Raw genomic sequence first — 26,364 nt, 5'->3', positions numbered from 1 at the left:
GTCAGCGCTTCGTCAGCGCTTCGATCGCTCGACGGGATCGTCGCCGTCGCTGGGGTCGTCGCCGCCCGAGAGCGAGTCCCAGTCCGAGATGCGATCGGGCGCGCCCGCGGTCGCCGTATCCGGGCGCGGTGCCGCATCGTACTTGCGACCGCCCGCGGCCCAGGTGCCGCTGAAGAGGGCGACGACCAGCCCGAGCACTGCCGCGAGCACGCCTGCGACGACGCACGCCCAAATCCATGCCGAGAGCTGACTCCAGACGACGAGCGATGTCGTCGCCGCACCCGAGATTCCGGTCAGCGCTGTGATCGTTCCGGTGATCGCGGTGAGCGGAGCGGCGATGACGCTGATGGTGAGCGCCGCCAGGCCGGCTCCGAGCAGTGCGACCAGAACGCCGAGCACGCGACGGAAGACGGGGCCGGCGATGGTCAATGCGAGTGCCGCAGCGACCATCGCGATGGAGATCGGCGACACGGCCGCATTCACGTCGTGGCCGGCGACCACCTCGAGGCTGTGCGTGCCGTCGATCATGAATGAGATCCACGTCTGCGATCCTGCGAGCAGACCGAGTGCGCCGACGAGTGCGATTGCTGAGACGGTGAGGAGTTTAGGACGCATCTGCGACCTCCCCGAGCGCGTGCAGCGTGTTGGCGATGGCGATCGCGCGCAGCGGGGCGGCGGCCTTGCTGCGACACTCCGCATCCTCGGTCTCAGGCACCGAGTCGGCGACGACGCCGGCGCCGGCCTGCACCATCGCAACCCCGCCCTTGATCGTCGCAGTGCGAATCGCGATCGCGAGATCTGCGGCACCCCCGAGGCCGAAGTATCCGACCACGCCGCCGTAGACGCCGCGCTGGACCGGCTCCAGCTCATCGATGATCTGCAGCGCCCGCGGCTTCGGCGCGCCGGACAGCGTGCCCGCAGGGAACGTGGCCCGGAACACATCGATCGGGTTCGCTCCTGGCCGTTTCCGACCCTCGACGCTGGAAACGATGTGCATGATGTGGCTGAAACGCTCGATCCGCATGAACTCGGTGACCTCGACGGTGCCCGGCTCGCAGACGCGGAGCAGATCGTTGCGCGCCAGGTCGACGAGCATCAAGTGCTCGGCACGTTCCTTCTCGTCGGCGAGGAGGTCGCGCTCGTGCTGCTGATCCTCCTCGATGCTCGCCCCGCGAGGTCGAGACCCGGCGATCGGGTGCGTCAGCACGTGGCCGCTCTCCTGTACCGTGACGAGCGCCTCGGGGCTCGATCCGACCACGGCGAACGGCACGCCCGATGCGTCTTCGAGCTGCAGCAGGTAGAGATACGGGCTCGGGTTGAGGTGTCGCAGTACCCGGTACACGTCGAGGGGATCCGCAGTGCACTCCTGGTCGAAGCGCTGCGACGGCACCACCTGGAAGATGTCGCCATCGACGATGTACCGCTGCGCGGCTTCGACCGCTTTCACGTATTCCGGCGTGCTCGTCAAGCGCAGCGGCGCGGAGGCGGCATCGCGATCGACGCGGTTCAGCGGCGACCGCTGGGGGGCCGCGAGCGCGGCCTGCAGTCCGTCCAGGCGCGCCTGCGCATCCGCCCACTGCGCGTCTGACGCCAGATGTTCCGCCGAAGACTCCTCGGTCGATTCGGGATCGCTGAGCGCCGCATCGTTCAGCACGTTGGCGAGCAGCACGACACTGCCCTCCCGGTGATCGATGACCACGAGCTCTGAGACGAAGCTCAGGCCCTGTGTCGGCAGGCCGGGCCCTGCGGAGGGCCCGTGCTCGAGCTTCTCGAACTGCCGCACGGTCTCCCAGCCGAGGTATCCGACGAATCCGCTCGCGAGCGGCGGAAGCCCGGCGACCTGAGGCGACCGCCACCGCTCGTAGATGGCGCTGAGCGCTTCGACCGGCGCGAGCGCGTCGACGCCTCCCGGCAGCAATCGCTCGGCTGGCACCTCGAATGCGTCGTTCTGGGCCCAGTGCGCGCGGCCGCCCCGCTCGCCGAGCACACCGAAGCTGCCGGCGCCGACAAAGCTGAAGCGCGTCCAGACGCCGCCCTGCTCGGCCGACTCCAGCAGGAAGGTTCCGGGCCGCGACGCGGCCACTTTGCGGTAGATGCCGACGGGAGTATCGGCATCGGCGAAGATCTCTCGGCAGACGGGAATCACGGCGTGGGAGTCGCGTGCGGCGTCGAACGCGGCGCGCGTGGTGGTCAAGCTCACCGCATCAGCCTACCCGTCCGTGCGCGGGATAACCGTGCGCTACGCGTCGTCCGCCGGATCCCCCATGAGCGCGGTGACCTCGCGATCCGTGAAGCAAGTGCGGGTGCCCGTGTGGCACGCGGCGTCGATCTGCACCACGCGCACGAGGAGCGTGTCTCCGTCGCAGTCCATCTTCACGCCGCGCACGTACTGCCGGTGCCCGGAGGTGTCGCCTTTGCGCCAGTACTCGCGTCGCGAACGGGACCAGAACGTCACTCGGCCCGTGGTGAGCGTGCGCCGCACGGCCTCGTGGTCCATCCACGCCAGCATGAGGACGTCGCCCGAGACGTCGTCCTGAATGATGGCGGGCAGCAGACCGTCGTGAGCAAAGACGAGCTCGTTCGGGACCGGGTCGATATCGCTCATCACTCGGCTCCCGAGATCGCAGTGCGCACCGTGCGCCCGTCGGAGGCGAGCGCTGCCTTCACCTGTCCGATGGTGAACGTGCCGTCGTGGAAAACGGACGCTGCGAGCACGGCGTCGGCGCCCGCCTCGACGGCGGGCGAGAAGTGCTCCAGGCGGCCCGCACCGCCGGAGGCGATCATCGGCACCTCCGAGATCTCGCGCACGAGTGCCGTGAGTTCGAGATCGAAGCCTGCGAGCGTGCCGTCGGCGTCCATCGAGTTCACGAGCAGTTCGCCGGCACCCCGATCGACAGCCTCTCGGCACCATTCGAGCGCGTCGAGGTCGGTTTCACGCTTGCCGCCGTGCGTCGTCACGACGAATCCCGACGGCGTGCGCGGGCTGCGCTTCACGTCGAGCGAGAGCACCAGCACCTGCGCGCCGAAGCGATCCGCGATCTCCCCGATCACGTCGGGGCGCGCGATCGCTCCGCTGTTGATGCCGATCTTGTCGGCACCGACGCCGAGCAGCCGCGCGACGTCTTCTGGGCCGCGAACTCCCCCGCCGACGGTCAGCGGGATGAACACTTGCTCCGCGGTGCGGCGCACGACGTCGTAGGTCGTCGACCGGTCGTCGACCGTCGCCGTGACATCGAGAAACGTGAGTTCGTCGGCGCCCTGCGCGGCGTACCGTGCAGCCAGCTCGACCGGGTCTCCCGCATCGCGCAGATTGAGAAAGTTGACTCCCTTGACGACGCGCCCACCGGAGACGTCGAGACAGGGGATGACACGCGTGGCGATCGACATCGCGCCCGCCCTCAGAGCCGCGCCGCGTGGATCGCGGTCACGAGGATCGCGCGGGCGCCCAGATCGTAGAGCCGATCCATGATTTGGTTCGCGTCGTCGGAGGGCACCATGACTCTGACCGCCACCCAGCGCTCGTCTTGCAGCGGCGACACCGTCGGCGACTCCATGCCGCCCGCGACGCGTGACGCCTCATCGAGCTGCTCGACCGGAAGATCGTAGTCCATGAGCACGTACTTGCGCGCGACGAGCACGCCCTGCAGTCGTCGCAGCAGGCGATCGATGCCGGGGTGCTCGTTCGGCCCGCCGATGAGCACCGCGGTCGAATCGAGGATGACCGGACCGAAGATCTCGAGGCCGGCGGCACGCAAGGTCGCTCCGGTCGATACGACATCGGCCACGGCGTCGGCGACGCCGAGCTGCACGGCCGACTCCACCGCGCCGTCGAGCTTGACGTGCTCAGCCTCCACACCGCGGGCGCGCAGGAAGTCGTCGACGAGCTTCGGGTAGCTCGTCGCGACGCGCTTGCCCGCGAGGTCGGCGAGATCCGAGATGTCACTGCCAGCAGGAGCCGCGAAGCGGAATGTCGAGTCGCCGAATTCAAGTGCCGCGATCTCGCGCGACGGCGACCCCGAGTCGAGCATCAGGTCGCGCCCGGTGATGCCGACATCGAGCGCGCCGGACCCGACGTAGGTCGCGATGTCTTTCGGACGCAGGTAGAAGAACTCCACCTCGTTTCGGGCATCGGTGTGGACGAGCTTGCGGCTGTCGCGTCGGCCAGAGTAACCGGCTTCCGCCAGCATCTCGGCGGCGGTCTCGGAGAGCGAGCCCTTGTTGGGAACAGCGATGCGGAGCATGGTGCGTGAAAGTCCTTCCGTGCGGCCGGGCAGCCGGCCAGTAAGTGAGGTCAGCGGCGAGCATCGACGAGCGGAGAATCCGACGCGCCGATGCTACAGATGCGCGTAGACGTCTTCGAGCTTGAGGCCCTTCGCGAGCATGAGCACCTGAAGGTGGTAGAGGAGCTGGCTGATCTCCTCGGCGCAGGCCGCGTCTGATTCGTACTCTGCGGCCATCCAGACCTCAGCGGCTTCCTCGACGATCTTCTTCCCGATCGTGTGCACCCCTGCATCGAGGCGCGCAACGGTGTCGCTGCCCTCGGGGCGAGTAGCGGCCTTCTCGCTGAGTTCGGCGAAGAGCGCCTCGAACGATTTCACGTGAACAGCCTAGCGGGTTTCGTGCAGACGCTGGATCGCGCGAGCACCGACCGGCTCAGTGCGCGTGCGCGGCGGCAGCGGCGCGCAGCTCGGCGATGCGCTGCTCAGGTACGCCGCCGTAGACCGCCGAGCCCGCGACGAACGTATCGGCCCCGGCCTCGGCCGCGATCCCGATCGTGTCGACGGTGATACCGCCGTCGACCTGCAGCCAGAGGTCGAGCCCCAGGCGCGCTTTGGCTTCGGCGAAACGGCGCAGCTTCGGCATCGTCTCGTGCATGAACGACTGCCCGCCGAATCCCGGTTCGACCGTCATCACGAGCACCTGGTCGAACTCCGGCAGCAGCTCGAGGTACGGCTCGGGGTCGGTTCCCGGCTTCAGCGCGATGCCGGCGCGCGCCCCGCGGTCGCGGAGCGCGCGTGCGAGGGCCACGGGATCCGCCGCAGCCTCGGCGTGGAAGGTGACCGAGTACGCGCCCAGCTCGGCGTACCCCGGCGCCCAGCGATCGGCATCCGAGATCATCAGGTGCACATCGAGCGGCACCGGCGAAACCGCCTGAATCCGTTCGACGATCGGTGGCCCCATGGTGAGATTCGGCACGAAGTGGTTGTCCATCACATCGACGTGCACGAGGTCGGCGGCATCAATCGCCTCGAGCTCGGACTGCAGATTCACGAAGTCGGCGGACAGGATGCTCGGATTGATGCGCTGTGCGGTCACGAGAGACAGCCTACGGCGTCGTGCGCTCTGCTTCAGCCGCCGCGGCAGACGCCTCGGGGCTCACCGTCACCGGCGCTGACGCGTAACTCCGTGAGAGTATGCGGTACGACCGCGTCAGGAAAGCCCCCGCGGCGACCAGCACCATCGCGGCGCCCGCCCAGACGAAGATGAGCGCGATGCCGCGACTCTCGCCCTCGCCGAGCAGCCATCCCCAGCGCGCAGCACCCGCCGGCTCCTCCATGTACGGCACGATCCAGAACTCGGCGATCGGCGCGATGAGCAACGATGTGATCGGGGCTGCCGCAGCCTCGAAGGTCATGGCGAGACCGAAGACGCGCCCCTGCTTCCCGTACGGCACGACCTTCTGAATCACGGTCTGCTCCGCCGCCTCGACGGCCGGCATCATCGCCATGAACAGCCAGATGCCCGTGATGAAGAGCCATGGCCAATCGCGCAGGGTGAACACCATTCCCAGCACGCCCAGCAGACCGGCGAGCACCAGCATGGTGCGGATGGGGTTCTTTCCCAGACCCCATTTCGCGACGACGGCTCCGCCGATGATGAAGCCGGTCGACGCCACGCCGAAGACGATGCCCCAGATCTCAACGGCGAAGAGTTCGAGCCCGTACGGATCGAGCAGCGCCATGAAGACGCCGCCCGAGAGGTTGTTGAGCGTCGAGAAGAACACCAGCGCGATGAGCCCGGGCACGGCGAGCATCGCCGCCATGCCTCCGCGGAAGTCGATCGCGCTTCGAGTGGGATCCTGCACGATTTCGGGCTCGGGAATGCGAAGCGCGATGAGATGGAGGATCGGCACGCCCACGAACACGGTTGCGATGATGATCGTGCCGCCCATCCCGATGAACCCGACGGAGAGGCCGCTGAACACGCTCGTGGCGATGAAGGCGAGCCCCTGCACGGTGCCGACGAGCCCGTTCGCGTTCGCGTGGCGCTCCGTGGGCACCAGCAGCGTCACGGTCGTCGCGAGCGCGAGATTGCGCAGCAGTTCGACGACGCAGCCGGCGAGCACGATGAGCGTGAAGAGCCAGAACCAGGGGCGATCGAGGCGCAGCAGTTCGGATTCGGGCACCATGAAAAAGATCACGCAGCCGACCACGAAGGTCACGAGCGAGATGGTCGCGGAGAGCACCATGACCCGCTGCTTGCGGAGGCGATCGACCAGCGACCCGAACCACATCGAGCACACCGCGATCAGAATCATGTAGACACCGCCGAGTACCCCCGTGGCGAGGATGCTGCGCGTTTCGAGGTACACCCAGAACACGACCGCGAACCAGAGAAAGTTCGTCGTGAGGTTGGCCACGGCGGTGTTGACGAGCACGTGCACGAAGGTGCGCATGCCCCCCGCGGGCGGAGTCGGAGCGGCCGCGAGCGGCGTCGCCTCCGGCCTCGGTGGTGAGGTCATGCTCACAGGGTAGGCCTGACCTCCGACATGCGCCAGACTACGTCGTGATCGCGCGCCGTTCGATGAGCGAGATGAACATCGCGTCGGTGCCGTGCCGATGCGGCCAGAGCTGCACGCTCAGCCCGTCCTGCTGCAGCTCGATGCCGTCCCGCGCAATACTTCCCACCACGCCGCGCGCATCGATCTCCACGAGATCGGAGCGGCTGCGCAGCAGTCGATCGACAGTCACTCGCGTCTCCGCGAGATGCGGCGAGCACGTCACGTACGCGAGAACGCCGCCCGGCACGAGGTGCGCGACAGCCTGTTCCAGCAACTCGGCCTGCAAGCGGGTGAGCTCGGGAAGGTCGGAGGGCTGCTTGCGCCAGCGCGCCTCCGGCCGGCGCCGCAGGGCGCCGAGTCCCGAGCACGGAGCATCGACGAGAATGCGGTCGAAGTGCTCGCCGCCGTACGCCTCGTCGCTTCTCCCGTCGAATGAGACCACCTCGACGGCGTCCTCCACTCCCGTCACCGAGTTGCGCACGAGCTGCGCGCGGTGTTCCGAGACCTCGTTCGCCCGCACACTCGCGCCCGCCACGAGTGCCTCGGCGCCCAGCACAGCCGTCTTTCCCCCCGGCCCGGCGCAGAGATCGAGCCAGCGCTCCCCCTGATGCACCGGACGAGCACGGGTGAGCGCGAGCGCGGCGAGTTGCGAGCCCTGATCCTGCACCCGCGCGAAACCGCGACGCGCGCCGCTCGCCGCGATCACCCGCGCGGGATCGCCGCCGCCGACCTCGACGCCGAGCGGCGAGGGCCCCGATACGGTCACGCCCGACTCAACCGTGTGCTCGGCGGCTTCCGTTGCGGTGACTCCTGCGCCGGGCAGGATCGCGAGGCTGACGCGGGGGGCAGCGTTGTCTGCAGCGAGCAGCGCATCGAGTTCTGACTCGCGTCCTTCCGCTGCCAGAGCATCGCGCATCGCGCGAATGATCCACGCGGGGTGCGAGGTGAGCGAGGCGCGCGCGTCGTTCGCGTTCGTCGCGCTTTCGGCGATCCGGGCATCCCACTCGTCGATCGACGCGCGACCGATGCTCCGGAGGACTCCGTTGACGAAGCCCGCCGCCGCTCGGTTGCCGACGCGGCGCTGCAGTTCGACGCTCTCGTTGACCGCGGCGTGGGCCGCGGTGCGCATGCCGAGCAGCTGATGCGCGCCCAGTCGCAGCACATTGCGCGTGCGTGCGTCGATGCGCTCGATCTCCCGACCCGCGGCGAGCTCGATGATCCGGTCGTACCGGCCACGCCAACGCAGCGCCCCCGAGGCGAGCTCCGTCGCGAGACCCGCGTCGCGGGTATCCAGCGCCGCCTCGCGAATCCGCCCGGGAAGAGCAAGGTTGGCGTACGCGTCGCGATCCTCCACGTCTCGCAGCACGTCGTAGGCGACGAGCCTGGCGGGCGAGATCGCAACGCCGCGCCGTCGCGCGCCATTCCCGCTCCGCTCGCCCCGGCCGCCCTGGGTGCCGCTCACGAGAGCACCGTCTGCCTGTTGCGCCCGCGCAACCACGCGGCGCCGTCCATCGCCTGCTTGCCCGCTGGCTGCACCCGGACCAGTTCGAGAGCGCCGTCTCGCAGGGCGAGCATCGCGCGTTCGCCCTGCAGCGACACCGTCCCGACATCGGTGCTTCCGCCGCCACCGACCGCTTCCGCGTCGGCTCCGCGACGCATCTCGTGCACTTTCAGCGGGGCTCCCTCGTGCAGTGCGTAGGCGCCGGGCTCTGGCGTCATGCCGGCCCACTGGGCGAGTACGTCGCGGGTGCCGCGTTCCACATCAAGACGGCCGTCGTCGCGGGTGAGCTTCTGCGCGTAGCTCGCGGGCCCCGTCTGCGGCGCCCCCGCTCCGGGGTCCGTCGAGAGCGTCTCGACGGCGGCGAGGAGCGCACCCGTGCCGAAGGAGGCAAGGTCGGCCAGAGCTCGCCCGGCAGTCGTACCCTCGGGGTACTCGCGCGCGTCTCGCGCCAGCACCGCGCCGGCGTCGAGCGCTGCGACGAGCCTGAATACGGTGACCCCCAGGCGCTGTTCACCGGCCTCCAGCGCGCGCTGCACCGGAGCCGCGCCGCGCCACTTGGGCAGCTCTGAGAAGTGGAGGTTGATCCATCCGAGCTCGGGCAGGCTGAGCAACGGCTCGCGCACGAGTCCGCCGAATGCCACGATCACGCCGAGCTCGGGCGCGAGGTCCCGCGCCCACTCCGTGACCGCGTCGTCGAGACGGTTCGCCTTGCGCACTGGAATGCCAAACTCGTCAGCGGCGGCCGCGACGGGCGACGGGGTGAGCACGCGCTTGCGCCCGAGCGGCGCGTCCTCGCGTGTGATGACCCCGACGACCTCGTGACCCGCAGCACGGAGCGCGATGAGACTGGGTACGGCGAACTCGGGGGTTCCGGCAAAGACGATCCGCATCCCGCCATTCTCCCACGCGCGCTTCCCCGTGCGCGCACGCCTCGCGGCCGAATTCCGCGGCCGAGTTCCGCGCCCGCCCGACGCGCTCGTGCAAGCGCTCGTTCGTGCCGCCGCTTCACCCGTCGAACACACCCCGGTCGTCGAAGCGAAGCCGCAGCGCCTCCGGCCTCGCCCGTCCGGGCGCACGGCCGCGCGAGCGCGAAGCCGACCCGGCCGCATCGGCGACGAGGGCACCCCGCAGGCGGCTCGCGACTTCGGCGCCGTGCCCGTAGTCGAACCGCACGATGGCGCGCACGAGGCCGGGCGGGGTCTTGGCAGCGCCTCCCGCGGGAAGCGGCGTCGGGCCGAGGTGATCGACGCCGGGTACCGGTTCGAGCTGCTGCAGCGCGCGCTCCACCTCTTCCGGGCCGCCGCTGACACTCGCCACCCGCACCGCGGGCGGATACCTCAGGGCGTGGCGATCCCGCAGCTCGCCGCGCAGCCATTCCTCGGTGCGTCCGGTGACGAACGCGCGCACCACTGGCCCACCGCCCGACGCCATCAGGCACGTGCCGTCGGGCGCAGTGAGCGCAGCCGCGTTCTCCCACCAGCGCAGGCAGTCTTCGCCGGCCCGAAGCGTCTCGATGCTCAGCAGGCGCTCGGCGTCGAGCAGCACGACCGCACGGTATCCGCCAGCCGCCAGGGGCTCCGCCCCGCGGGTGGCCACGACGATCGCGGGTCGCGCATCGACACGCTCGCGGGGATGCTCACCGTCGCTGAGCAGCACGCGCGCTCCCTCGAACTGACGCTCGAACTGCTCCACGGTGCGCCCAGACCCCATCCCGCGCTCAACGAGCCGGCGACCATCGCACGTGCGGCAGTGCCAGTCGCTCGCGTATTCTCCGCACCATCGACACGAAGCGCGCCCGATGACGCGGAAGCCGATCGGTCCGTTGCACACCCCGCACCGACCGAGGTCGCCGCAGTCCTCGCAGACCGCGACCGGAGCATAGCCGGGCGTAGCGACCTGCACGAGCACGGGGCCGGTACGCAACCCCTCGCGGATGGTGCGCGCCGCGAACTCCGGCACTCGCCCGGCGAACGCATCCGGCGCGAGAGCGGCGTCTGCGTGCACGACTCTGGCCCGCTTCGGCGGGTTACGCTGCGCCTGGACGTAGCCCAGATCGACGAGTCGTTGCACCTCGACGCTGCGCGCGTGGGCGGCGAAGAAGAGCCCCGCAGACTCCTGCTCGGCGCGCACCAGTGCCGCATCGCGGGCGTGCACGTACGGCGACAGCGGTTCGGCGAGCACGGGATCCCCGTCGTCCCAGATGATGATCGCCCCGAGGTCGTGCGCAGGGGCGTACACCGCCGATCGGTTGCCGAGAATAATGCGCGGTTCGGGGTCGCGGGCGCGGAGAAACCCGGCGTAACGCTCGGCGTTCGACTGACGGGAGTCGACGCGGACGATGTCTTCGTGCCCGAAGGCCGCGAGCGCGTCGCGCAGCTGGTCGAGATCGCGATAATCGGGAGCGATGAGGATCGCGCTGCGTTCGGCTGCGTGCACCGCGAGCGCGATGCGAGCGAGTTGCGCGGCCCAGCCGCCGACCCACTCCCCGGTGTGCAAACGATCCGGTCCGTGCGAAGCCGTGAGCGTCAGACGTGACCCGGCCACCAGTTGCTCCGCGATGCCCTGCTCTGCGTGACTGCGGTCCGCGAGGCCGGCGTCGACGGTGCCCGGCTCCGCGGTGCTCGGCTCCGCGGTGCTCGGCTCCGCGGTGCTCGGCTCCGCGGTGCTCGGCTCCGCGGTGCTCGGCTCGGCTGCCGTCTCGGCGACCCCGGCGCTCGTGTTCGACGCAGCCTCTCGGCGGGCCTGCACTGCGGCGAGGTGCTGCTTCTCCACGCGCACCTGACGCGCAGGTATCGCGAGGCGAAGAATATCTCCGGCCGATCCTCCGGCCCGGTCGGCGACGGCCCGAGCGAGCCGCCACACCTGCATCGAGAGCAACGGAACGAGCGTCACAATACCGGCGATCGGCGAGAGCTCGCCGCCGAAGTCGCTGCGATCGGCGAAGCCGATCACATACCCGAACGTCTTCCGTTCTTTCGAGCGGAACGGCACGCGCACCCGCTGCCCGACGCGGATGTCATCGGCCAGCTCGGGCGGTACCGCGTAGTCGAACAGGTGGTCGAGCTGCGGGAGCGCAGAGTCGAGCAGAATCTGGGCGACGGGTCTCCCCTGCGCCGCCTCGGCTGTGGTGTACGCCGTGGCGAATCCGTTCGCGTCCGGCATCGCCGCGCCTACCGGCCCGCGGCAGCCCGCAGCTCGGCGACGCGAGGGGTGGACTCCCAGGTGAACTCGGGCAATTCGCGCCCGAAGTGGCCGTACGCGCTGGTTCGCGCGTACACCGGGCGCAGCAAATCGAGATCGCGGATGATCGCCAGCGGCCGCAGGTCGAAGACCTCGCGCACCGCCCGCTCGATGCGATCGAGCGGCACCGTCTCAGTACCGAAGGTCTCGACATATAGCCCGACGGGGTGGGCGCGTCCGATCGCGTAGGCGACCTGCAGCTCCGCCCGAGAGGCGAGACCGGCGCGGACGACGTGCTTGGCCACCCAGCGCATCGCGTAGGCGGCCGAACGGTCGACCTTCGACGGATCCTTTCCACTGAACGCACCGCCGCCGTGTCGGCTCGCTCCGCCGTACGTGTCGATGATGATCTTGCGCCCGGTGAGACCCGCATCGCCCATGGGCCCGCCCACGACGAAGGGGCCGGCCGGATTGATGAAGAGCTCGGCGCCCGCGCTCGCGAGCTCGACACGTTCGAGCACGGGGCGGATCACCAAGCGCTCGACCGCATCCCGCAGCGCGGGTTGTGTCATGCCGACGTGGTGCTGCGTTGATACGACAATCGCTTCGACGCTCGCTGCACGGTTTCCGTCGTAGCCGATCGTGACCTGCGTCTTGCCGTCGGGCCGCAACTCGGGGAGCTCCCCGCTCTTGCGCACCTCGGCGAGTCGCTCGGCGAGCCGATGGGCGATCCAGCTCGGAAGGGGATGCAATTCGGGAGTTTCGTCCGTCGCGAACCCGAACATGATGCCCTGGTCGCCGGCTCCCTGCTGGTTGAGCTCATCGTCAGCGTCGGATCCGCTGCGCACCTCGAGCGACGTGTCGACGCCGCCCGCGATGTCGGGTGACTGCTGACCGATCGACACCGAAACTCCGCACGAAGAAGCGTCGAAGCCCATCTCGGAACTCGTGTACCCGATTTCTCGCACCGCATCGCGCACCAGCTGCGGGATCTCGACGTATCCGCTCGTCGATACCTCCCCCGCGACATGCACCAGTCCGGTCGTGACGAGCGTCTCGACCGCCACGCGAGCACCCGGGTCTTGGGCGAGCATGGCATCGAGAATCGTGTCTGAGATGCGATCGCAAATCTTGTCGGGGTGCCCCTCGGTGACGGACTCTGACGTGAACTGGCGCAACGACACGGTGCTCCTCTGAGATGAAGACGGATGGCGGGAGGGTACTCCTGCCCGGAAACGCCAGTGGCGCCGGACCCTGTTCAGGGTATCCGACGCCACCGACACTGCTCGAAATGCAGCTAAAGATTACGCCTCTTCGAGCCCATCCGACTCGATGGTCTCTTCAGCGCGACGCGTCATCGTGAGCTTGCTCTCGACGATCTCATGCAGTGCGATCGACAGCGGCTTGTCGTCTACCGACGAGTCGACCAGTGGGCCGACGTTGTCGAAGAGATTGCCGTCGTGCAGATCCGTGTAGTAATCGTTGATCTGCCGAGCACGCTGCGAGGCGAAGACCACCAAGGCGTACTTCGAATCGACCTTCTCGAGCAGATCGTCGATGGGCGGGTCGATGATGCCGTTGGGATTGGCCATGTACACACTCCTCTAGTTGACCGTCCTATCCTACCTGAGGAATCTCGGTTCTGCTGGGCGCGACTGGTCAGCGCGATTGCTGTACGCGACGCCTGGCCGCGTTGCCAGGGACCTGAGGTCAGCGCGCGCTATCCGATCAGCGAACGCACGAGCACGTTTCCACGCGCCGTGCTCAGCCGAATCCAGGTCAGTGAGCGCGATACTTCCGCGGCGACCGCATCTTTCAAGAACCCCATCGCTTCGGCCGCAAAAGCCGCTGCTGCCGGGATGCCCGGGGCGATCTCGAGTCCCCAGACGGAGGCGCGCACTCGGTGCACCACGGCCTCGCCCGGGTCAGCCGGTACGGCGGCGGCCACTCGCTCGATGCCTTCCGCGGCCACCCCCGCGAGTGATCGCGCGTCTAACACTCCTGCAGCGGTCCACCCCGCCGACGGCGGCAGTACCCCCGCCCACGCCGCGATCGGGCTCGCATCGGGAATCTCCAGTGCGCGCCCCACGAGCCCCATGCGCGCGATGCGATCGAGCAGAGCGCGTCCGGCCACCGTCGCATCAACGGACGAAGCGGGCGGTTCCGCGAGCTCGAACGCACGCATGACCAGCACAACGGGTACGGAATCCGTGATGCCGCGTGGCGCCTGCGTGCATCCGTAGACGGCCAGTGCGCGACCGCGCGAGACCATGCGCACATCTGGCTGCCCGGACCGCAGCAGTCGTTCCAAGAAGATTTTGAGATCGTCGCGAGTGGCGGCGTCTGACAGCTGAAGCGATGCGGGCATGGTGCCCGAGTCTACTGCGCAGCGACGCGGCCGGGGCGCGGTTCCGGCGCAGCGCACGCCTAGACTGAGGGCATCGTTTCCCGCGCCGACAATGGAGGATCCCATGACCGCGTCGCAAGGTCTGCTGGACATGCTCACCGTGCTCGATTCCGGCGCGCGCACCCGCGAGGACATTCTCACGGGCCCCCCGGTGCCGACCCCGCACGGTCGCTCATTCGGCGGGCAAGTGCTCGGTCAAGCGATTGCAGCTGCCGGGAGCACGGTGCCGACCGACCGCGAGATCCACTCCATGCACGGGTACTTCCTACGCCCCGGCGACGCGGATGCGCGCATGACGTTCGAGGTCGATCGCCTGCACGACGGGCGGTCCTTCTCGACGCGACGCGTGCAGGCCTATCAGCACGGCGAGGCGCGGATGTCGATGATCGCTTCCTTCCAGACGGACGATGCCGGCCTTGAGCATCAGGAGCAACGCGATCTCTCCGACATTCCCGATCCCGAGACGCTGCCGACCGTGTGGGAGAAGTACGGGCACCTCTCGGGCAACGGGCGCGCCTCATGGGTGCTCGACCGACCGTTCGACTTCCGCTACGTGGAATCGGACATCATTCTCGAGGTGGCTGAGCGCACCTCGCAGCAGCGCGTCTGGATGCGCAGTCGAGAACCGTTCGACGCGTCGCCGCTGCTCCACGCCGCGGCGCTCGCCTTCGGCAGCGATTATCTGCTGCTCGAACCCGTGGCCAGGCAGCACGGACTCCCTTGGGCGACTCCGGGCATGCGGGCGGCGAGTCTCGACCACGCCATGTGGTTCCACCGGCCGTTCCGCGTCGACGAGTGGCTGCTCTACGAGCTCGACTCCCCGACCGCGCAGGGTGGGCGGGGCTTGGCTCACGGTCGCTTCTTCGATCGCGACGGTGTGCACGTCGCCTCGGTCGCGCAGGAGAGCATGATGCGCCTCCCCAGCCAACGCTGACCGGCGGGGAACGGAGACGCGTTCAGCGGCGGGGAACGGAGACGCGTTCAGCGGCGGGGAACGGAGACGCGTTCAGCGGCGGGGAACGGAGACGCGTTCAGCTGCGGCGCAGTTCCAGGGGCGCGTCCATCCACTCCGCTACCGAAGCGCGCCCGGTGTCCGAGAGTCGAATCGGCCGCAACGTCTCGCCGTCCACGATCACAATGTGAGAAACCGCCCGGGCGACGACCAACCGGTCCGCAGCGGCGCCGTCGACGATCTCGTAGTGGACCTCGAGGCTCGATCCCCCGAGCTTGCCAATCCAGAGCTCGACGACGATCGGTCGGTCCGAGTACTCCAGCACTCGGAGGTACTCGATCTGCTGACTGGCGACGAGCATCTTGGGGCCCAGCGGGTCGTCACTGCGGAAATGCCGCTCCATGCCGGTGCGTTCGCGCCCTGAGCCGAGCCAGAACGTGCGCACGCGCGCTTCCTCGAGGAAGCGGGCGAAGGCGACGTTGTTCACGTGCCCATAAGCGTCTTGGTCGCCCCAGCGCAGCTCCATATCGATGTGAGCGCGTGCCATGGGTATCCTCTCTGCCGGCAGCCGAACGCGCGAGACGGGGCGCGACTCCTCTGAGAGAGTCGCGCCCCGGTGCGAGATCAGTCGCGCGTGAGCTTGCGGTACGTGACGCGGGAAGGCTTCGCGGCATCCGCGCCCAGACGCTCGATCTTGTTCGCTTCGTAGGCCTCGAAGTTCCCCTCGTACCAGTACCAGTTCGCCGGCTGATCCTCGGTGCCCTCGTACGCGAGAATATGCGTTGCGATGCGGTCCAAGAACCAGCGGTCGTGCGTGATGACCACAGCGCAGCCCGGGAATTCGAGCAGAGCGTTCTCAAGACTCGAGAGGGTCTCGACGTCCAAATCGTTGGTGGGCTCGTCGAGCAGCAGCAGGTTGCCTCCCTGCTTCAGCGTGAGCGCGAGGTTGAGACGGTTGCGCTCGCCGCCCGAGAGCACGCCTGCGGGCTTCTGCTGATCCGGCCCCTTGAAGCCGAAGGTCGAAACATAGGCGCGCGAGGGGATCTCGACGTTGCCCACCTTCATGTAATCAAGCCCGTCGGAGACGACTTCCCAGACGGTCTTCTTCGGGTCGATGCCGCCGCGCGACTGGTCGACGTAACTCAGCTTGACGGTGTCGCCGATCTTCAGCTCGCCGCCGTCGAGTGGCTCGATGCCGACGATCGTCTTGAAGAGCGTGGTCTTGCCCACGCCGTTCGGCCCGATGATGCCGACGATGCCGTTGCGGGGCAGCGAGAACGAGAGCCCGTCGATCAGCGTGCGGCCGTCGAATCCCTTGTTCAGGTCCTTGGCCTCCAGCACGATGTTGCCGAGACGCGGACCCGCGGGGATCTGGATCTCCTCGAAATCGAGCTTGCGCGTGCGCTCCGCCTCGGTGGCCATCTCCTCGTAGCGCGCGAGGCGCGCCTTCGACTTCGCCTGCCGGCCCTTGGCGTTCGTGCGCACCCACTCGAGCTCCTCCTTGAGGCGCTTCTGGAGCTTCTGATCTTTCTTGCCCTGCACTTCGAGGCGCGTGGCCTTCTGCTCGAGATACATCGAGTAGTTGCCCTCGTAAGCGTAGAGGCGGCCGCGGTCGACCTCGCAGATCCAGGTGGCGACGTGATCGAGGAAGTAGCGATCGTGGGTCACGGCCATGACGGCGCCCGGGTACTTCGCGAGGTGCTGCTCGAGCCAGAGCACGCTCTCAGCGTCGAGGTGGTTGGTGGGCTCGTCGAGAAGCAGCAGATCCGGCTTCTCGAGCAGCAGCTTGCAGAGCGCGACGCGTCGCTTCTCACCACCGGAGAGGTTCGCGACGATCGCATCCTGCGGCGGGCACCGCAACGCGTCCATCGCCTGTTCGAGCTGGCTGTCGAGGTCCCATCCGTCGACCGCGTCGATGGCCTCCTGCAGTTCGCCCATTTCGGGGAGGAGCTTGTCGTAGTCAGCATCCGGATCGGCCATCTCGAGCGAGATCGCGTTGAAGCGATCGAGTTTGCCCTTGATTTCGGCGACGCCCTGCTGCACGTTCTCGAGCACCGTCGCATTCTCGTCGAGCTCGGGCTCCTGCATGAGAATGCCCACGGAGTAGCCGGGAGTCAGCAGCGCCTCGCCGTTCGACGGCGTGTCGAGACCGGCCATGATCTTCAGGATCGTCGACTTGCCGGCGCCATTCGGGCCGACGACGCCGATCTTCGCGCCCGGAAGGAACGCCATGGTGACGTCGTCGAGAATCACCTTGTCGCCGTGCGCCTTGCGCGCGCGAACCATTTGGTAAATGTACTCAGCCATATACACACTCGGGCGCCCGGGGCGCCCCGAACTCCCTTATTGGAAAGATGGGTTGCGGATCGCCACCACTCTACCGCCCGGAAGGCCCGCTAGCCGATCGGCGCCGTCTGCCCGATCAGGCAGATGTCGCCAGCGGGCCCCACCGCGGGCTCGTTCTTCGCTACGAAGCTGCGGTCGGCCGCGACGACTTGACCGATGAGGCAGTCAGATCCGATACGCACCGAGACGAAGATGTTGTCGGCCGGAAGGCTGGTCTTGCTCTGATCGAAACTGACCTGCATCGCGGCGGTATCGAACCCTGCGTCTGCGACGGCTTGCACGATCGGAGCGCCCTGCACCGGCTCCGAGCCCGCGCTGAAACCGCGGAGCACTTCCGTGAAATACGGAAGGTTCTCCTCCGCACTGCCGCCAGGAACAAACTCCGGAGCGGTCTCGGGAGCCGCAGTTTCGGTGCGCTCGGGGGTTTCGGGAGTCGGCCCCTCGAGCAGCGCGCATCCGCTCAGCAGCGCAGTACTGAGGCCGAGAGCGGTGGCAGTGAGGGCGACGGAACGGCGTCGGGGTGTCAAGGCAGCAGGCACTCGATCAGTCTACGCAAGACCGGTGAGAGGAGTCTGGCGATGTTCCCGAAGGCGCTGTGAGGCAGGCATCCAGCGGCCGGGGCGTCAGCAAGAGCCGCGAAGCAGTCATCGGCGCTCGATCTTCGCTCACATCACTCGTCGCTGCGAACGAAACAGGAGTGATCAACAGATAGTGGCACCCGCTGCTCTACGGCGTGCCGCGTGGCGCAAGCTGGAGGCGAACGGGCGGATCGGACTCCGCACGGCACGGTCCGCCCGCTCACCAACGATCGTCATTGCAGGGCCTCACCGAAGGAGCACACCATGTCCACTACCATCACCGTCGTCGGAACGATCGCCACGGACCCTCGCACGACCACCTCACCGGGACGGGCAACGTTCTGCACGTTTCGTCTCGCCAGCACCGAACGCAAATTCGACCGCGAGAGGAATCAGTGGATGGACGGCGACACGAACTGGTTCACGATCAATGCCTTCCGCAGCCTCGCTGCGCACGCCGGCACATCGTTCGCGAAAGGAGAGCGCATCGTCGTGCACGGCAAACTGCGCGTGCGGAAGTGGGAGTCAGAGGACAAGTCGGGCACCGCCGTAGAAATCGAAGCGGATTCACTCGGGCACGATCTCCGATGGGGCGTGACGGCCTTCACCAAGCAGACGGGGGGTGAACCCGAAGCGCTGGGAAGCCAGGCGACCTTCGGCGAACCGAACGACGATGCACCGCCGGAGGGGTGGGCAAGCGGAGCACCCGGCACCGAGACGTCGGAGAGCCCCGGCATCGCGAACGATGTCGAGGCTCCCCCGGTCTCCGAGAGTCCGTTCCCGTCTGCCGCTTAACGCAGGTACTGGGAGAACGAGGCCCGGACCTTGTTCACCTTCGGCACGGCGACCGCGAGGCAGTACCCCTGCGTCGGGTTCTTCGCAAAGAAATCCTGGTGATATTCCTCAGCCGGGAACACTTCACCCAGCGGCTCGATCGTCGTCACGACCTCGCCTGGCCACAGTTCGCCCGCGCGCGTGCGGGCGATCTCGAACGCCTCGCGCTGCGCTTCGTCAGCCGGGAACATCGCCGAGCGGTACTGCGTTCCAACGTCATTGCCCTGACGGTTGAGCTGAGTTGGATCGTGCATCGTGAAGAACGCATCGAGAATCACATCCGAAGGAATGGTCTCCGGATCGAACGTCACTGCGACGGCCTCCGCGTGCCCCGTTGCGCCCGCGCACACCTGCTCGTAACTCGGCCGAACGGTGTCGCCACCGGTGTAGCACGAGACGACGTCGGTCACCCCGTTGAGCGCCCGGTAGGCAGCATCGAGGCACCAGAAGCATCCCCCTGCAAGCACGTACGTGGTAGTGGTCATGACTCTCCTTCTGCCGATACCCACCAGTCATCGCCGGGAGCGGCAGGAAGGTGCCGCTTGTGCTCCGTCGACCGGTATCGGCGCTCAAGGTTCTCAACGGAATCGGGAGCCACCGTGTTCCCGGTGAGGTACGCATCGATCTCGCGGTAACTGACGCCCAGGCTCGACTCGTCGGACTGGCCGGGCTCATCGTCCAGCAGATCGGCTGTGGGCACCTTCTCCCACAGTCGGTTCGGGGCGCCGAGCTCACGCAACAGTGCCGCTCCCTGACTCTTAGTGAGACCGCCGAGGGGCACCACGTCAGCGGCGCCGTCGCCAAACTTCGTGAAGAAACCCGTCACGGCTTCAGCGGCGTGATCCGTACCGATGACGAGCAATCCGCGGTCGCCCGCGATTGCGTACTGGGCGACCATGCGCATCCGCGCTTTCACATTCCCACGATTGAAATCGGTGATCGGTGCTCCGGCGACCGCGACTGCGTTGGCCAGCGCCGTGGTCGCCGGCTCGATGTCCACGGCGATCGATTCGTCAGGCTGGATGAACGACAGTGCGAGTTGCGCGTCGTCCTCGTCGCGCTGCACGCCGTGCGGCAGACGTACGGCGACGAACGTCGCCTCTCGACCTTCGGCGCGCAACCGCTCGACGGCGAGCTGTGCCAGTCGACCCGCGAGCGATGAATCCTGTCCGCCCGAGATACCGAGCACATAGCCCCGCGCGCCCGGAACTGAACGGGCGTATTTCACCAGGAAGGCGATACGACGTTCGACTTCTTCAGCTGGGTTGATCTCGGCGTCGACATCAAGGGCACGGATGATCTGCTGCTGCGTCTCACTCATACGCCCACACTACTCCGCCTGCATTGCCATGCGGTTACACCAGATCTTCCACCGGCAACAGGCACCTCGGTCCGAGCAGCCCCTTCAGCTCTCCGAACAGATCGGCGGTGATGCGCACCTGCTGGGGCAGCTCGAAGACGCGGATCGACGTGGCCGTCATGAGGTTGATGCGCACCTCGCTGTCCCCTCGATGGCGCGAGAGCGTATCCTTCAACTCGTCCATCAGCTTCTCCGTGGCGCGCGCATCTGCGAACGAGAGGGTCAACGTGGACGCGTCTTCCTGCGCTGATACATCGATCGGTTTCACGCCGTAGGCATGCATCGACATGCCATCGTCGCGCGCATTCAACTTTCCACGGAGTGCGACGACGCTGTCCGGCTGCAGCATGCTGCCGAATTCCTGATACGACTTCCCCATGAACAGGGCCTGCACCTCGCCCGTGAAGTCCTCGATCGTCACCATGCCGTAGAGGTTTCCCGATTTCGCCGTGCGGTGCTGCACGCTCGTGAGCAGGCCCGCGACCGTGACGATCTCGCCGTCGAAACTCGGGCTCGCGTCTGGATTGGTGATCTGCTGCACCGTGGCACTGGCTTCTTTCGCCAGTGCGGCATCCAGTCCGCGCAACGGGTGGTCGGAGACGTAGAGGCCGAGCATCTCCCGCTCGAACGAGAGCTTGTCCTTCTTCGTCCATTCGGGCCGGTCTGGAACCTGCGACACCGTCTCGCTGGCATCGCCCTGCGCCTCCGCGGCCTCGGCGAAGAGGCTGTCGAAGTCGAACCCGACGTTGCCGTTCTCGGCATCGCGCTTCTCCTTGACGGCGCTCTCGATCGCAGGCTCGTGGATCTCGACCAGAGCTCGGCGCGTGCCGCCCAGACCGTCGAAAGCGCCGGCCTTGATCAACGACTCGGTGGTGCGCTTGTTCAGTGCGGTGAGCGACACCTTCTTCAGGTAGTCGTGGAACGTCTCGAACCGCCCCTTCGATTCGCGCGCCTCGCGCACGGCGTCCACCACGTGCGTGCCCACATTGCGAATCGCACCGAGGCCGAACCGGATGTCGGAGCCCACCGCCGAGAAGTTCGCGAACGACTCGTTGACCGCGGGCGGAAGCACCTTGATGCCCATGCGGCGGCACTCGTTCAAGTAGATCGCGAGCTTATCCTTGGAATCGCCGACGCTCGTGAGCAGGGCGGCCATGTATTCGGCCGGGTAGTGAGCCTTCAGATACGCCGTCCAATAGCTCACCACCCCGTAGGCCGCCGAGTGCGCCTTGTTGAAGGCGTAATCGGAGAACGGCAGCAGAATGTCCCAGAGCGCCTTGATGGCAGGATCCGAGAAACCGCGCTCCTTCATGCCGCCGGAGAAGCCGGCGTACTGCTTGTCGAGCTCCGACTTCTTCTTCTTGCCCATCGCGCGACGCAGAATGTCGGCTTGACCGAGCGAGAACCCGGCGACCCGCTGAGCGATCGACATCACCTGCTCCTGATAGATGATCAAGCCGTAGGTGGTCGAGAGAATTTCTTGGAGCGGTTCTTCGAGTTCGGGGTGGATGGGCGTGATGGGCTGGAGCCCGTTCTTGCGCAGCGCGTAGTTCGTGTGCGAGTCGGCGCCCATGGGCCCGGGCCGGTAGAGCGCGAGCACCGCGGAGATGTCTTCGAAGTTGTCTGGCTTCATGAGCCGCAGCAACCCGCGCATGGGTCCGCCGTCGAGCTGGAAGACCCCGAGCGTGTCACCACGGGCGAGAAGTTCGTACGAGGCGGCGTCGTCGAGTTCGAGTCGTTCGAGGTCGAGCTCTTCGCCGCGGTTCAGCCGAATGTTCTCGAGGGCGTCCGAAATGATCGTCAGGTTGCGCAGGCCCAAGAAGTCCATCTTGATCAGGCCGAGACCTTCGCAGGTCGGATAGTCGAACTGTGTGACGATCTGACCGTCTTGCTCGCGCTTCTGCAGAGGAATGATGTCGATGAGCGGATCGCTCGACATGATGACGCCCGCGGCGTGCACACCCCACTGGCGTTTCAGTCCCTCGAGGCCGAGTGCCGTGTCGTACACGGTCTTCGCCTCCGCGTCCTCCTGCAGCACCGCGCGGAACTCCGCCGCCTCCTTGTACCGCGGATGTTTCTCATCCGTGATGCCCGACAGCGGGATGTCCTTCGCCATCACCGCGGGCGGCATCGCCTTCGTGAGCTTCTCGCCCATTCCGAACGGGAAACCCAGCACGCGCGAGGCATCCTTCAACGCCTGCTTCGACTTGATGGTGCCGTAGGTGACGATCTGAGCGACGCGCTCGTCACCGTACTTCTCCGTCACGTACTTGATGACCTCGCCGCGACGGCGATCATCGAAGTCGACGTCGAAGTCGGGCATGGAGACGCGGTCTGGATTGAGGAACCGCTCGAAGATGAGGCCGTGCTGCAGCGGGTCGAGGTCGGTGATGCGCATCGCGTACGCGACCATCGACCCCGCGCCCGAACCTCGCCCGGGGCCGACGCGAATGCCGTTGTCCTTGGACCAGTTGATGAAGTCGGCGACGACGAGGAAGTAGCCGGGAAAACCCATCTGGGTGATGACGCCGATCTCGTATTCAGCCTGCTTGCGCACCGCGTCAGGGATGCCCGCGGGGTACCGGTACTGGAGCCCGACCTCCACCTCTTTCACGAACCAGCTGTCTTCCGTCTCGCCCGCCGGAACGGGGTATCGCGGCATGTAGTTCGCCGACGTGTTGAACTCGACATCGCACCGCTCGGCGATCAGCAGCGTGTTGTCGCAGGCCTCGGGGAAGTCGCGGAAGATATGTCGCATCTCGGCTGCGGACTTCAGGTAGTACCCCGACCCGTTGAACTGGAAGCGATTGGGATCGTCGAGCCGCGAGCCCGACTGCACGCAGAGCAGTGCCGAGTGAGCCTCGGCATCGGCTTCGTGCACGTAGTGCAGATCGTTCGTCGCGACCAGAGGGATCGACAGGTCGCGCGCGATCTTCACGAGATCGGTCTGCACGCGCCGTTCGATCTCGAGGCCGTGATCCATCAACTCGCAGAAGAAATTGTCCTTGCCGAAGATGTCTTGGAATTCGGCCGCGGCCTGCCGCGCCTCCTGATACTGTCCGAGCCGCAGACGCGTCTGGATCTCTCCCGACGGGCACCCGGTCGTCGTGATCAACCCGGCACCGTAGGTCTGCAGCAACTCGCGATCCATGCGCGGCTTGAAGTAGTAGCCCTCGAGCGAGGCGTAGCTCGACAGGCGGAAGAGGTTGTGCATGCCCTGCGTCGTCTCGGAGAGCATCGTCATGTGCGTATAGGCGCCCGATCCTGAGACGTCGTCACCGCCCCCGTCGCCCCAGCGCACGCGCGTCTTGTCGGTGCGGTGCGTGCCCGGGGTGAGGTAGGCCTCGATCCCGATGATGGGATTGAGGCCGTGGTCCTTCGCCTGCTTCCAGAAATCGAATGCGCCGAAGGTATTGCCGTGGTCGGTGACCGCGATCGCCGGCATCTTCTGCGCCGCGGCGGCCTCCATGAGCGGACCGACGCGCGCTGCCCCGTCGAGCATGGAGTACTCGCTGTGCACGTGCAGATGTACGAAACCGTCAGAATCAGACACGGATAGAGCCCCTTTCGCCGCGCATCAAGCGTACTCCTCCTCAGGCGAGCACACCCCGCACGCCGGGGATCAGGCGCAGGAGCACCGACGCTCCGAGACTCAGGAGAAACGCCGCGACCGTGACGACGAGTACCCCGATCAACGGCGGCGCGATCTCGGTCGTCACATCGAATTGTCGCAGCAACCACAAGAAGGACGGGTGCACGAGATACACGCCGAATGACGCGCCTGCGACGATCCCGATCAGCCGGTTCCAACGCGGCGAGAGTCGATGCGCGTCGCCCCAAGCCTTCGCCGCAGCGAACACGGCGACGGAGACGACCGCGACGTTGAGCGTTGTGAAGTCGAAGAAGCGCTCATCCGTCTCCCCCGCGAGGCGCGACACCCGAGTCGTGCCGATGATCGTGACGGCGATGCCGAGCAGGGCCGCGACGGTCCACGCCGCGAGCGCGCGCCGGCCCTCGCTCGACGTGCGCGGCCTCGACGTGTGCAGCAGGTATCCCAAGATGAAGTAGCCGCTGTACCCGATGACGAGATCGAAGCGCATCGAGCCGAGGACGTCTCGCACGAGGTCCCCGGCGACAGGTATGCCGGTGATCAACGGCAGCACGGCACCGAACGGCACGGCGAGCGCGACGAAGTACCAGGCGATGCGCCGGTCCTCGACGACGGCCCGCAGAATCGGAGTCGCCAGGTTCAGGCCGATGAGCGCGAGGAGGAACCACAGGTGGAAGTGCCCGGTCACCGCATCCTCGACGAAGTCCGCGAGATCCCTGCTCCCGCCCGGGCCGTACACGGAAAGTGCCGCATACGCGACCGACCACAGTGCGTACGCGATCAGCAGCCGAGGTATGCGTCGCTTGAACAGCGAACCGCGGGAGACCCGCTTCTCGGGGTCGAGGAAGAGCGCACCCGAGATCATGAAGAAGATGGGAACGGAGAACCGCAACGCGCTGTTGATCCAGGTCAACTCCGCCCACCGAGCTGATTCCACGGAAATCTCGTGCCACTCGGTGATCGCCGCGTGAATCATGACGACCGCGAGAATCGCCACGCAGCGCAGCACATCGAAGTACTCGACCCTGCTCGGGGGTGCGGATGCGGCAACCGTTGCTCCGCCCGATTCGCGCCTCATGCCGATCCACGCTAACAAGGTCGTCTGAGCAGCGGCTCCGGGATGCGCCTGCCTGCGCCCGCAAGCGCCGCCGACAGCATTCTCCTCGATGACCCGGAGTATGGTGATGCTGAGATGCGTCGTCGCCGGCCAGCCCACTCGGTGTCCCGGCCCACTCCTGCCCCGCTCGCACCCGATTTCGAGGAGAGACCGTGACCGAGACCGCGCCCATTGTGAGCGTCGTGATTCCCGTGTACAACTCGATGCCGTACCTCACCGGCACGCTCGAATCCGTGCTGGCTCAGGATCTTCCCGCGTTGGAGATCATCGCGATCAACGATGGCTCGACCGACGGTTCGGGAGCCGAACTCGATCGCTTCGCGGCCGGTGATCCTCGTCTGACGGCCGTGCATCAGAGCAACAGCGGATGGCCCGGAATGCCGCGCAACCGGGGCCTGGAACGATCCACCGGCGCGTACGTGCTCTTCATGGACGCGGATGACACCATCGCTCCTGACGCCCTGCGACTCATGGTCGCGCAGGCCGACGAACATGACGCTGACATCATCATTCCCCGGTTCGAGGGCACGGGCGGGCGCAAGGTGCAAGCCCTGTTCGAACGCCACCCTCAAGGGCCGATCGAGCTTTCCCGCGCGATGGAGACCCTCTCCCCCCAGAAGCTCTTCCGTCGCGAGATGCTCGAACGCGCGGAGTTGCGTTTTCCCGAGGGCCGCGTGCGCCTCGAGGACGGAATCTTCGTCACGCGCGCGTACATCGAAGCCCGGCGCATCATGTTCTGCGGCGTGGCGCCGCTCTACTTCATCGCGCTGCGCGACGACGGGCAGAACATCTCGGCACAACGGATCGATCCGGAGAACTACGTCGCGTCGTGCCGTCGCATCGCAGAGACACTCATCGAGGGCGTAGCCGACCGCACCGAGGGTCTCGCGCTGGTGCGTCAGTTCTTCGGGCGCAAGGGCCTGCGCTTCTACGCGCCGAAACGATGGCTGTCGATGGACGAGGAGCAACGCGAGCAGTGGGTGCGGTTGCACCGCACGTTCCTGCAGGATCTCCTCCCCCCGGACACCGACACGAGCATCCCTCATCCCACGGACCGGCGCAAGGTCGAGCTGATTCGCATGGGTGATAGAGCAGGACTCGATGCGCTGATCAGGGCCGCTGCGATGCTGGATCACCGGGGCGTCGTCTCGGGTATCCGCGCACTGCCGGGCGGCATCGAGCTGACGGTGACGATGCTGATGGACCATGACGAAGCGCCCGCCGGAGCTGCGGGAGACGGATTGCGCGTGCGCCTCGCCGACCGGCTGTACCGCCTGCTGCGGCCGCTGATCGTTCGTCGATCCGTGCGCGGGGCGAGCCGCCTCGCGGCGCAGCTTCTGCTGCGAGATCGCACGCGGGCGACGCTGCTGCTCTCCGGAAGAAAGCGAGGTCGGGCGACGGCCGTGCCCGGCCGGCTCGCACCCCCAGCACCGCACACCGCCGAGGACGAGCCGCATGATGCGCTCAGCGTTCGCGCACCGCGCTACCGCTTCGTGCTGCCGCACGAACTCCTGCGCCGATACCTCGGCGAGCGCGTGGACGCCTGGACCGTGCTCATCGGCGGCCGGCGGACCAGCGGCGATCGATCACGGTTGACCGCACGCCCCGGACTCGACAGGGGCGTCGACGGCGTTCGAGTGTACGCCACGAATCGCGGGAATTTCAGCATGCAGGTGCGCGCCAAGAAGTGAACTGGGC

Annotated in this window: 23 protein-coding genes and 2 pseudogenes; 4 read left to right on the top strand and 21 right to left on the bottom strand. The window is 67.2% G+C overall.

What is annotated here, in order from left to right; translation table 11 throughout:
- Window positions 1–12 precede the first annotated feature (12 nt).
- From AB0O71_RS06155 to AB0O71_RS06110, 10 genes are all read right to left on the bottom strand, one after another.
- Complete coding sequence (locus AB0O71_RS06155; protein ID WP_363743279.1) at window positions 13–615, bottom strand: Trp biosynthesis-associated membrane protein; 603 nt, start codon at window positions 613–615, stop codon at window positions 13–15.
- Entirely contained in the window at window positions 605–2,200 is a 1,596-nt protein-coding gene (locus tag AB0O71_RS06150) for an anthranilate synthase component I (protein ID WP_363743276.1), read from the bottom strand. The genes AB0O71_RS06155 and AB0O71_RS06150 overlap by 11 nt, the downstream gene beginning before the upstream one ends.
- A gap of 39 nt (window positions 2,201–2,239) precedes the next feature.
- Window positions 2,240–2,605: a phosphoribosyl-AMP cyclohydrolase gene (hisI, locus tag AB0O71_RS06145; RefSeq protein WP_363743273.1), complete on the bottom strand. Its 366-nt coding sequence runs from the start codon at window positions 2,603–2,605 to the stop codon at window positions 2,240–2,242.
- Window positions 2,605–3,387 (bottom strand): imidazole glycerol phosphate synthase subunit HisF, encoded by a 783-nt coding sequence (hisF, locus tag AB0O71_RS06140; protein WP_363743270.1) that lies wholly within the window; start codon window positions 3,385–3,387, stop codon window positions 2,605–2,607. The genes hisI and hisF overlap by 1 nt, the downstream gene beginning before the upstream one ends.
- 11 nt (window positions 3,388–3,398) lie before the next feature.
- Window positions 3,399–4,241: an ATP phosphoribosyltransferase gene (hisG, locus tag AB0O71_RS06135; RefSeq protein WP_363743267.1), complete on the bottom strand. Its 843-nt coding sequence runs from the start codon at window positions 4,239–4,241 to the stop codon at window positions 3,399–3,401.
- Window positions 4,242–4,334: 93 nt separating this feature from the next.
- On the bottom strand, window positions 4,335–4,598 hold the full coding sequence (locus tag AB0O71_RS06130; protein WP_363743264.1) for a phosphoribosyl-ATP diphosphatase: 264 nt from the start codon (window positions 4,596–4,598) through the stop codon (window positions 4,335–4,337).
- 55 nt (window positions 4,599–4,653) lie between these two features.
- On the bottom strand, window positions 4,654–5,316 hold the full coding sequence (rpe, locus tag AB0O71_RS06125; RefSeq protein ID WP_363743261.1) for a ribulose-phosphate 3-epimerase: 663 nt from the start codon (window positions 5,314–5,316) through the stop codon (window positions 4,654–4,656).
- A 10-nt stretch (window positions 5,317–5,326) separates the two neighbouring features.
- Window positions 5,327–6,676 carry an MFS transporter gene (locus tag AB0O71_RS06120; RefSeq protein ID WP_363743530.1) on the bottom strand — a complete coding sequence of 450 codons (1,350 nt, stop codon included), beginning with the start codon at window positions 6,674–6,676 and terminating at the stop codon, window positions 5,327–5,329.
- A gap of 103 nt (window positions 6,677–6,779) precedes the next feature.
- Window positions 6,780–8,243: a transcription antitermination factor NusB gene (locus AB0O71_RS06115; RefSeq protein ID WP_363743258.1), complete on the bottom strand. Its 1,464-nt coding sequence runs from the start codon at window positions 8,241–8,243 to the stop codon at window positions 6,780–6,782.
- The gene (locus AB0O71_RS06110; RefSeq protein ID WP_363743255.1) at window positions 8,240–9,172 is read right to left on the bottom strand and encodes a methionyl-tRNA formyltransferase; all 933 of its coding nucleotides are present in this window, start codon (window positions 9,170–9,172) and stop codon (window positions 8,240–8,242) included. The genes AB0O71_RS06115 and AB0O71_RS06110 overlap by 4 nt, the downstream gene beginning before the upstream one ends.
- 1,681 nt (window positions 9,173–10,853) lie before the next feature.
- Between AB0O71_RS06110 and AB0O71_RS06105 the strand changes: the two are divergent.
- A pseudogene (locus AB0O71_RS06105) lies at window positions 10,854–10,931 on the top strand (hypothetical protein); the annotation flags it as partial.
- Between the two features lie 150 nt (window positions 10,932–11,081).
- Here AB0O71_RS06105 and AB0O71_RS06100 read toward each other — a convergent pair.
- From AB0O71_RS06100 to AB0O71_RS06085, 4 genes and pseudogenes are all read right to left on the bottom strand, one after another.
- A pseudogene (locus tag AB0O71_RS06100) lies at window positions 11,082–11,444 on the bottom strand (hypothetical protein); the annotation flags it as partial.
- Between the two features lie 8 nt (window positions 11,445–11,452).
- Window positions 11,453–12,646, bottom strand: coding sequence for a methionine adenosyltransferase (gene metK, locus AB0O71_RS06095; RefSeq protein ID WP_363743253.1), 1,194 nt, complete (start codon window positions 12,644–12,646; stop codon window positions 11,453–11,455).
- 120 nt (window positions 12,647–12,766) lie between these two features.
- Window positions 12,767–13,054 carry a DNA-directed RNA polymerase subunit omega gene (gene rpoZ / locus AB0O71_RS06090; RefSeq protein ID WP_363743251.1) on the bottom strand — a complete coding sequence of 96 codons (288 nt, stop codon included), beginning with the start codon at window positions 13,052–13,054 and terminating at the stop codon, window positions 12,767–12,769.
- A 128-nt stretch (window positions 13,055–13,182) separates the two neighbouring features.
- Window positions 13,183–13,830 (bottom strand): hypothetical protein, encoded by a 648-nt coding sequence (locus AB0O71_RS06085; RefSeq protein ID WP_363743249.1) that lies wholly within the window; start codon window positions 13,828–13,830, stop codon window positions 13,183–13,185.
- Window positions 13,831–13,933: 103 nt separating this feature from the next.
- Here AB0O71_RS06085 and AB0O71_RS06080 point away from each other — a divergent pair, with 103 nt between their 5' ends.
- Window positions 13,934–14,803 carry an acyl-CoA thioesterase II gene (locus AB0O71_RS06080; protein ID WP_363743247.1) on the top strand — a complete coding sequence of 290 codons (870 nt, stop codon included), beginning with the start codon at window positions 13,934–13,936 and terminating at the stop codon, window positions 14,801–14,803.
- 97 nt (window positions 14,804–14,900) lie between these two features.
- On the opposite strand, the gene AB0O71_RS06075 is transcribed toward AB0O71_RS06080, so the two are convergent.
- The 3 genes from AB0O71_RS06075 to AB0O71_RS06065 all read right to left on the bottom strand — a co-directional run bounded on the left by AB0O71_RS06075 (window position 14,901) and on the right by AB0O71_RS06065 (window position 17,706).
- Window positions 14,901–15,368, bottom strand: a complete 468-nt coding sequence (locus AB0O71_RS06075; protein ID WP_363743243.1) for a thioesterase family protein — start codon at window positions 15,366–15,368, stop codon at window positions 14,901–14,903.
- A 77-nt stretch (window positions 15,369–15,445) separates the two neighbouring features.
- A complete protein-coding gene (gene ettA / locus AB0O71_RS06070; RefSeq protein ID WP_363743241.1) occupies window positions 15,446–17,128 on the bottom strand; it encodes an energy-dependent translational throttle protein EttA in 1,683 nt (560 codons plus the stop codon).
- An 89-nt stretch (window positions 17,129–17,217) separates the two neighbouring features.
- Complete coding sequence (locus AB0O71_RS06065) at window positions 17,218–17,706, bottom strand: hypothetical protein (protein WP_363743239.1); 489 nt, start codon at window positions 17,704–17,706, stop codon at window positions 17,218–17,220.
- A gap of 303 nt (window positions 17,707–18,009) precedes the next feature.
- Between AB0O71_RS06065 and ssb the strand changes: the two genes are divergently transcribed.
- On the top strand, window positions 18,010–18,540 hold the full coding sequence (gene ssb / locus AB0O71_RS06060; protein ID WP_363743237.1) for a single-stranded DNA-binding protein: 531 nt from the start codon (window positions 18,010–18,012) through the stop codon (window positions 18,538–18,540).
- Here ssb and msrA read toward each other — a convergent pair.
- The 4 genes from msrA to AB0O71_RS06040 are packed head-to-tail and all read right to left on the bottom strand — an operon-like array spanning window position 18,537 to window position 24,627.
- Window positions 18,537–19,064 (bottom strand): peptide-methionine (S)-S-oxide reductase MsrA, encoded by a 528-nt coding sequence (gene msrA, locus AB0O71_RS06055; RefSeq protein WP_363743235.1) that lies wholly within the window; start codon window positions 19,062–19,064, stop codon window positions 18,537–18,539. The two genes, ssb and msrA, sit on opposite strands and share 4 nt — an antisense overlap.
- On the bottom strand, window positions 19,061–19,900 hold the full coding sequence (gene nadE / locus AB0O71_RS06050) for an ammonia-dependent NAD(+) synthetase (protein WP_363743233.1): 840 nt from the start codon (window positions 19,898–19,900) through the stop codon (window positions 19,061–19,063). Before nadE ends, msrA begins: the two co-directional genes overlap by 4 nt.
- Before the next feature lie 34 nt (window positions 19,901–19,934).
- Window positions 19,935–23,492, bottom strand: a complete 3,558-nt coding sequence (gene dnaE, locus AB0O71_RS06045) for a DNA polymerase III subunit alpha (RefSeq protein ID WP_363743231.1) — start codon at window positions 23,490–23,492, stop codon at window positions 19,935–19,937.
- Window positions 23,493–23,532: 40 nt separating this feature from the next.
- Complete coding sequence (locus AB0O71_RS06040; RefSeq protein WP_363743229.1) at window positions 23,533–24,627, bottom strand: acyltransferase family protein; 1,095 nt, start codon at window positions 24,625–24,627, stop codon at window positions 23,533–23,535.
- Window positions 24,628–24,818: 191 nt separating this feature from the next.
- Here AB0O71_RS06040 and AB0O71_RS06035 point away from each other — a divergent pair, with 191 nt between their 5' ends.
- Window positions 24,819–26,357, top strand: a complete 1,539-nt coding sequence (locus AB0O71_RS06035) for a glycosyltransferase family 2 protein (RefSeq protein WP_363743227.1) — start codon at window positions 24,819–24,821, stop codon at window positions 26,355–26,357.
- Window positions 26,358–26,364 lie beyond the last annotated feature (7 nt).

Origin of the sequence: Leucobacter sp. NPDC077196 (assembly GCF_040687075.1) — a bacterium.
In the GTDB taxonomy this organism is placed as follows: domain Bacteria; phylum Actinomycetota; class Actinomycetes; order Actinomycetales; family Microbacteriaceae; genus Leucobacter.
This window is presented reverse-complemented; position numbering and strand designations above follow the sequence as displayed.

Bases quoted from the DNA above. Each gene is read 5' to 3' on its own strand.
- ssb (WP_363743237.1), top strand. From the start codon at position 18,010: ATGTCCACTACCATCACCGTCGTCGGAACGATCGCCACGGACCCTCGC.
- AB0O71_RS06110 (WP_363743255.1), bottom strand. From the start codon at position 9,172: ATGCGGATCGTCTTTGCCGGAACCCCCGAGTTCGCCGTACCCAGTCTC.
- AB0O71_RS06120 (WP_363743530.1), bottom strand. From the start codon at position 6,676: ATGCGCACCTTCGTGCACGTGCTCGTCAACACCGCCGTGGCCAACCTC.
- hisF (WP_363743270.1), bottom strand. From the start codon at position 3,387: ATGTCGATCGCCACGCGTGTCATCCCCTGTCTCGACGTCTCCGGTGGG.
- AB0O71_RS06085 (WP_363743249.1), bottom strand. From the start codon at position 13,830: ATGCCCGCATCGCTTCAGCTGTCAGACGCCGCCACTCGCGACGATCTC.
- hisI (WP_363743273.1), bottom strand. From the start codon at position 2,605: ATGAGCGATATCGACCCGGTCCCGAACGAGCTCGTCTTTGCTCACGAC.
- AB0O71_RS06155 (WP_363743279.1), bottom strand. From the start codon at position 615: ATGCGTCCTAAACTCCTCACCGTCTCAGCAATCGCACTCGTCGGCGCA.
- nadE (WP_363743233.1), bottom strand. From the start codon at position 19,900: ATGAGTGAGACGCAGCAGCAGATCATCCGTGCCCTTGATGTCGACGCC.
- AB0O71_RS06080 (WP_363743247.1), top strand. From the start codon at position 13,934: ATGACCGCGTCGCAAGGTCTGCTGGACATGCTCACCGTGCTCGATTCC.
- msrA (WP_363743235.1), bottom strand. From the start codon at position 19,064: ATGACCACTACCACGTACGTGCTTGCAGGGGGATGCTTCTGGTGCCTC.
- hisG (WP_363743267.1), bottom strand. From the start codon at position 4,241: ATGCTCCGCATCGCTGTTCCCAACAAGGGCTCGCTCTCCGAGACCGCC.
- ettA (WP_363743241.1), bottom strand. From the start codon at position 17,128: ATGGCTGAGTACATTTACCAAATGGTTCGCGCGCGCAAGGCGCACGGC.
- rpoZ (WP_363743251.1), bottom strand. From the start codon at position 13,054: ATGGCCAATCCCAACGGCATCATCGACCCGCCCATCGACGATCTGCTC.
- AB0O71_RS06075 (WP_363743243.1), bottom strand. From the start codon at position 15,368: ATGGCACGCGCTCACATCGATATGGAGCTGCGCTGGGGCGACCAAGAC.
- AB0O71_RS06040 (WP_363743229.1), bottom strand. From the start codon at position 24,627: ATGAGGCGCGAATCGGGCGGAGCAACGGTTGCCGCATCCGCACCCCCG.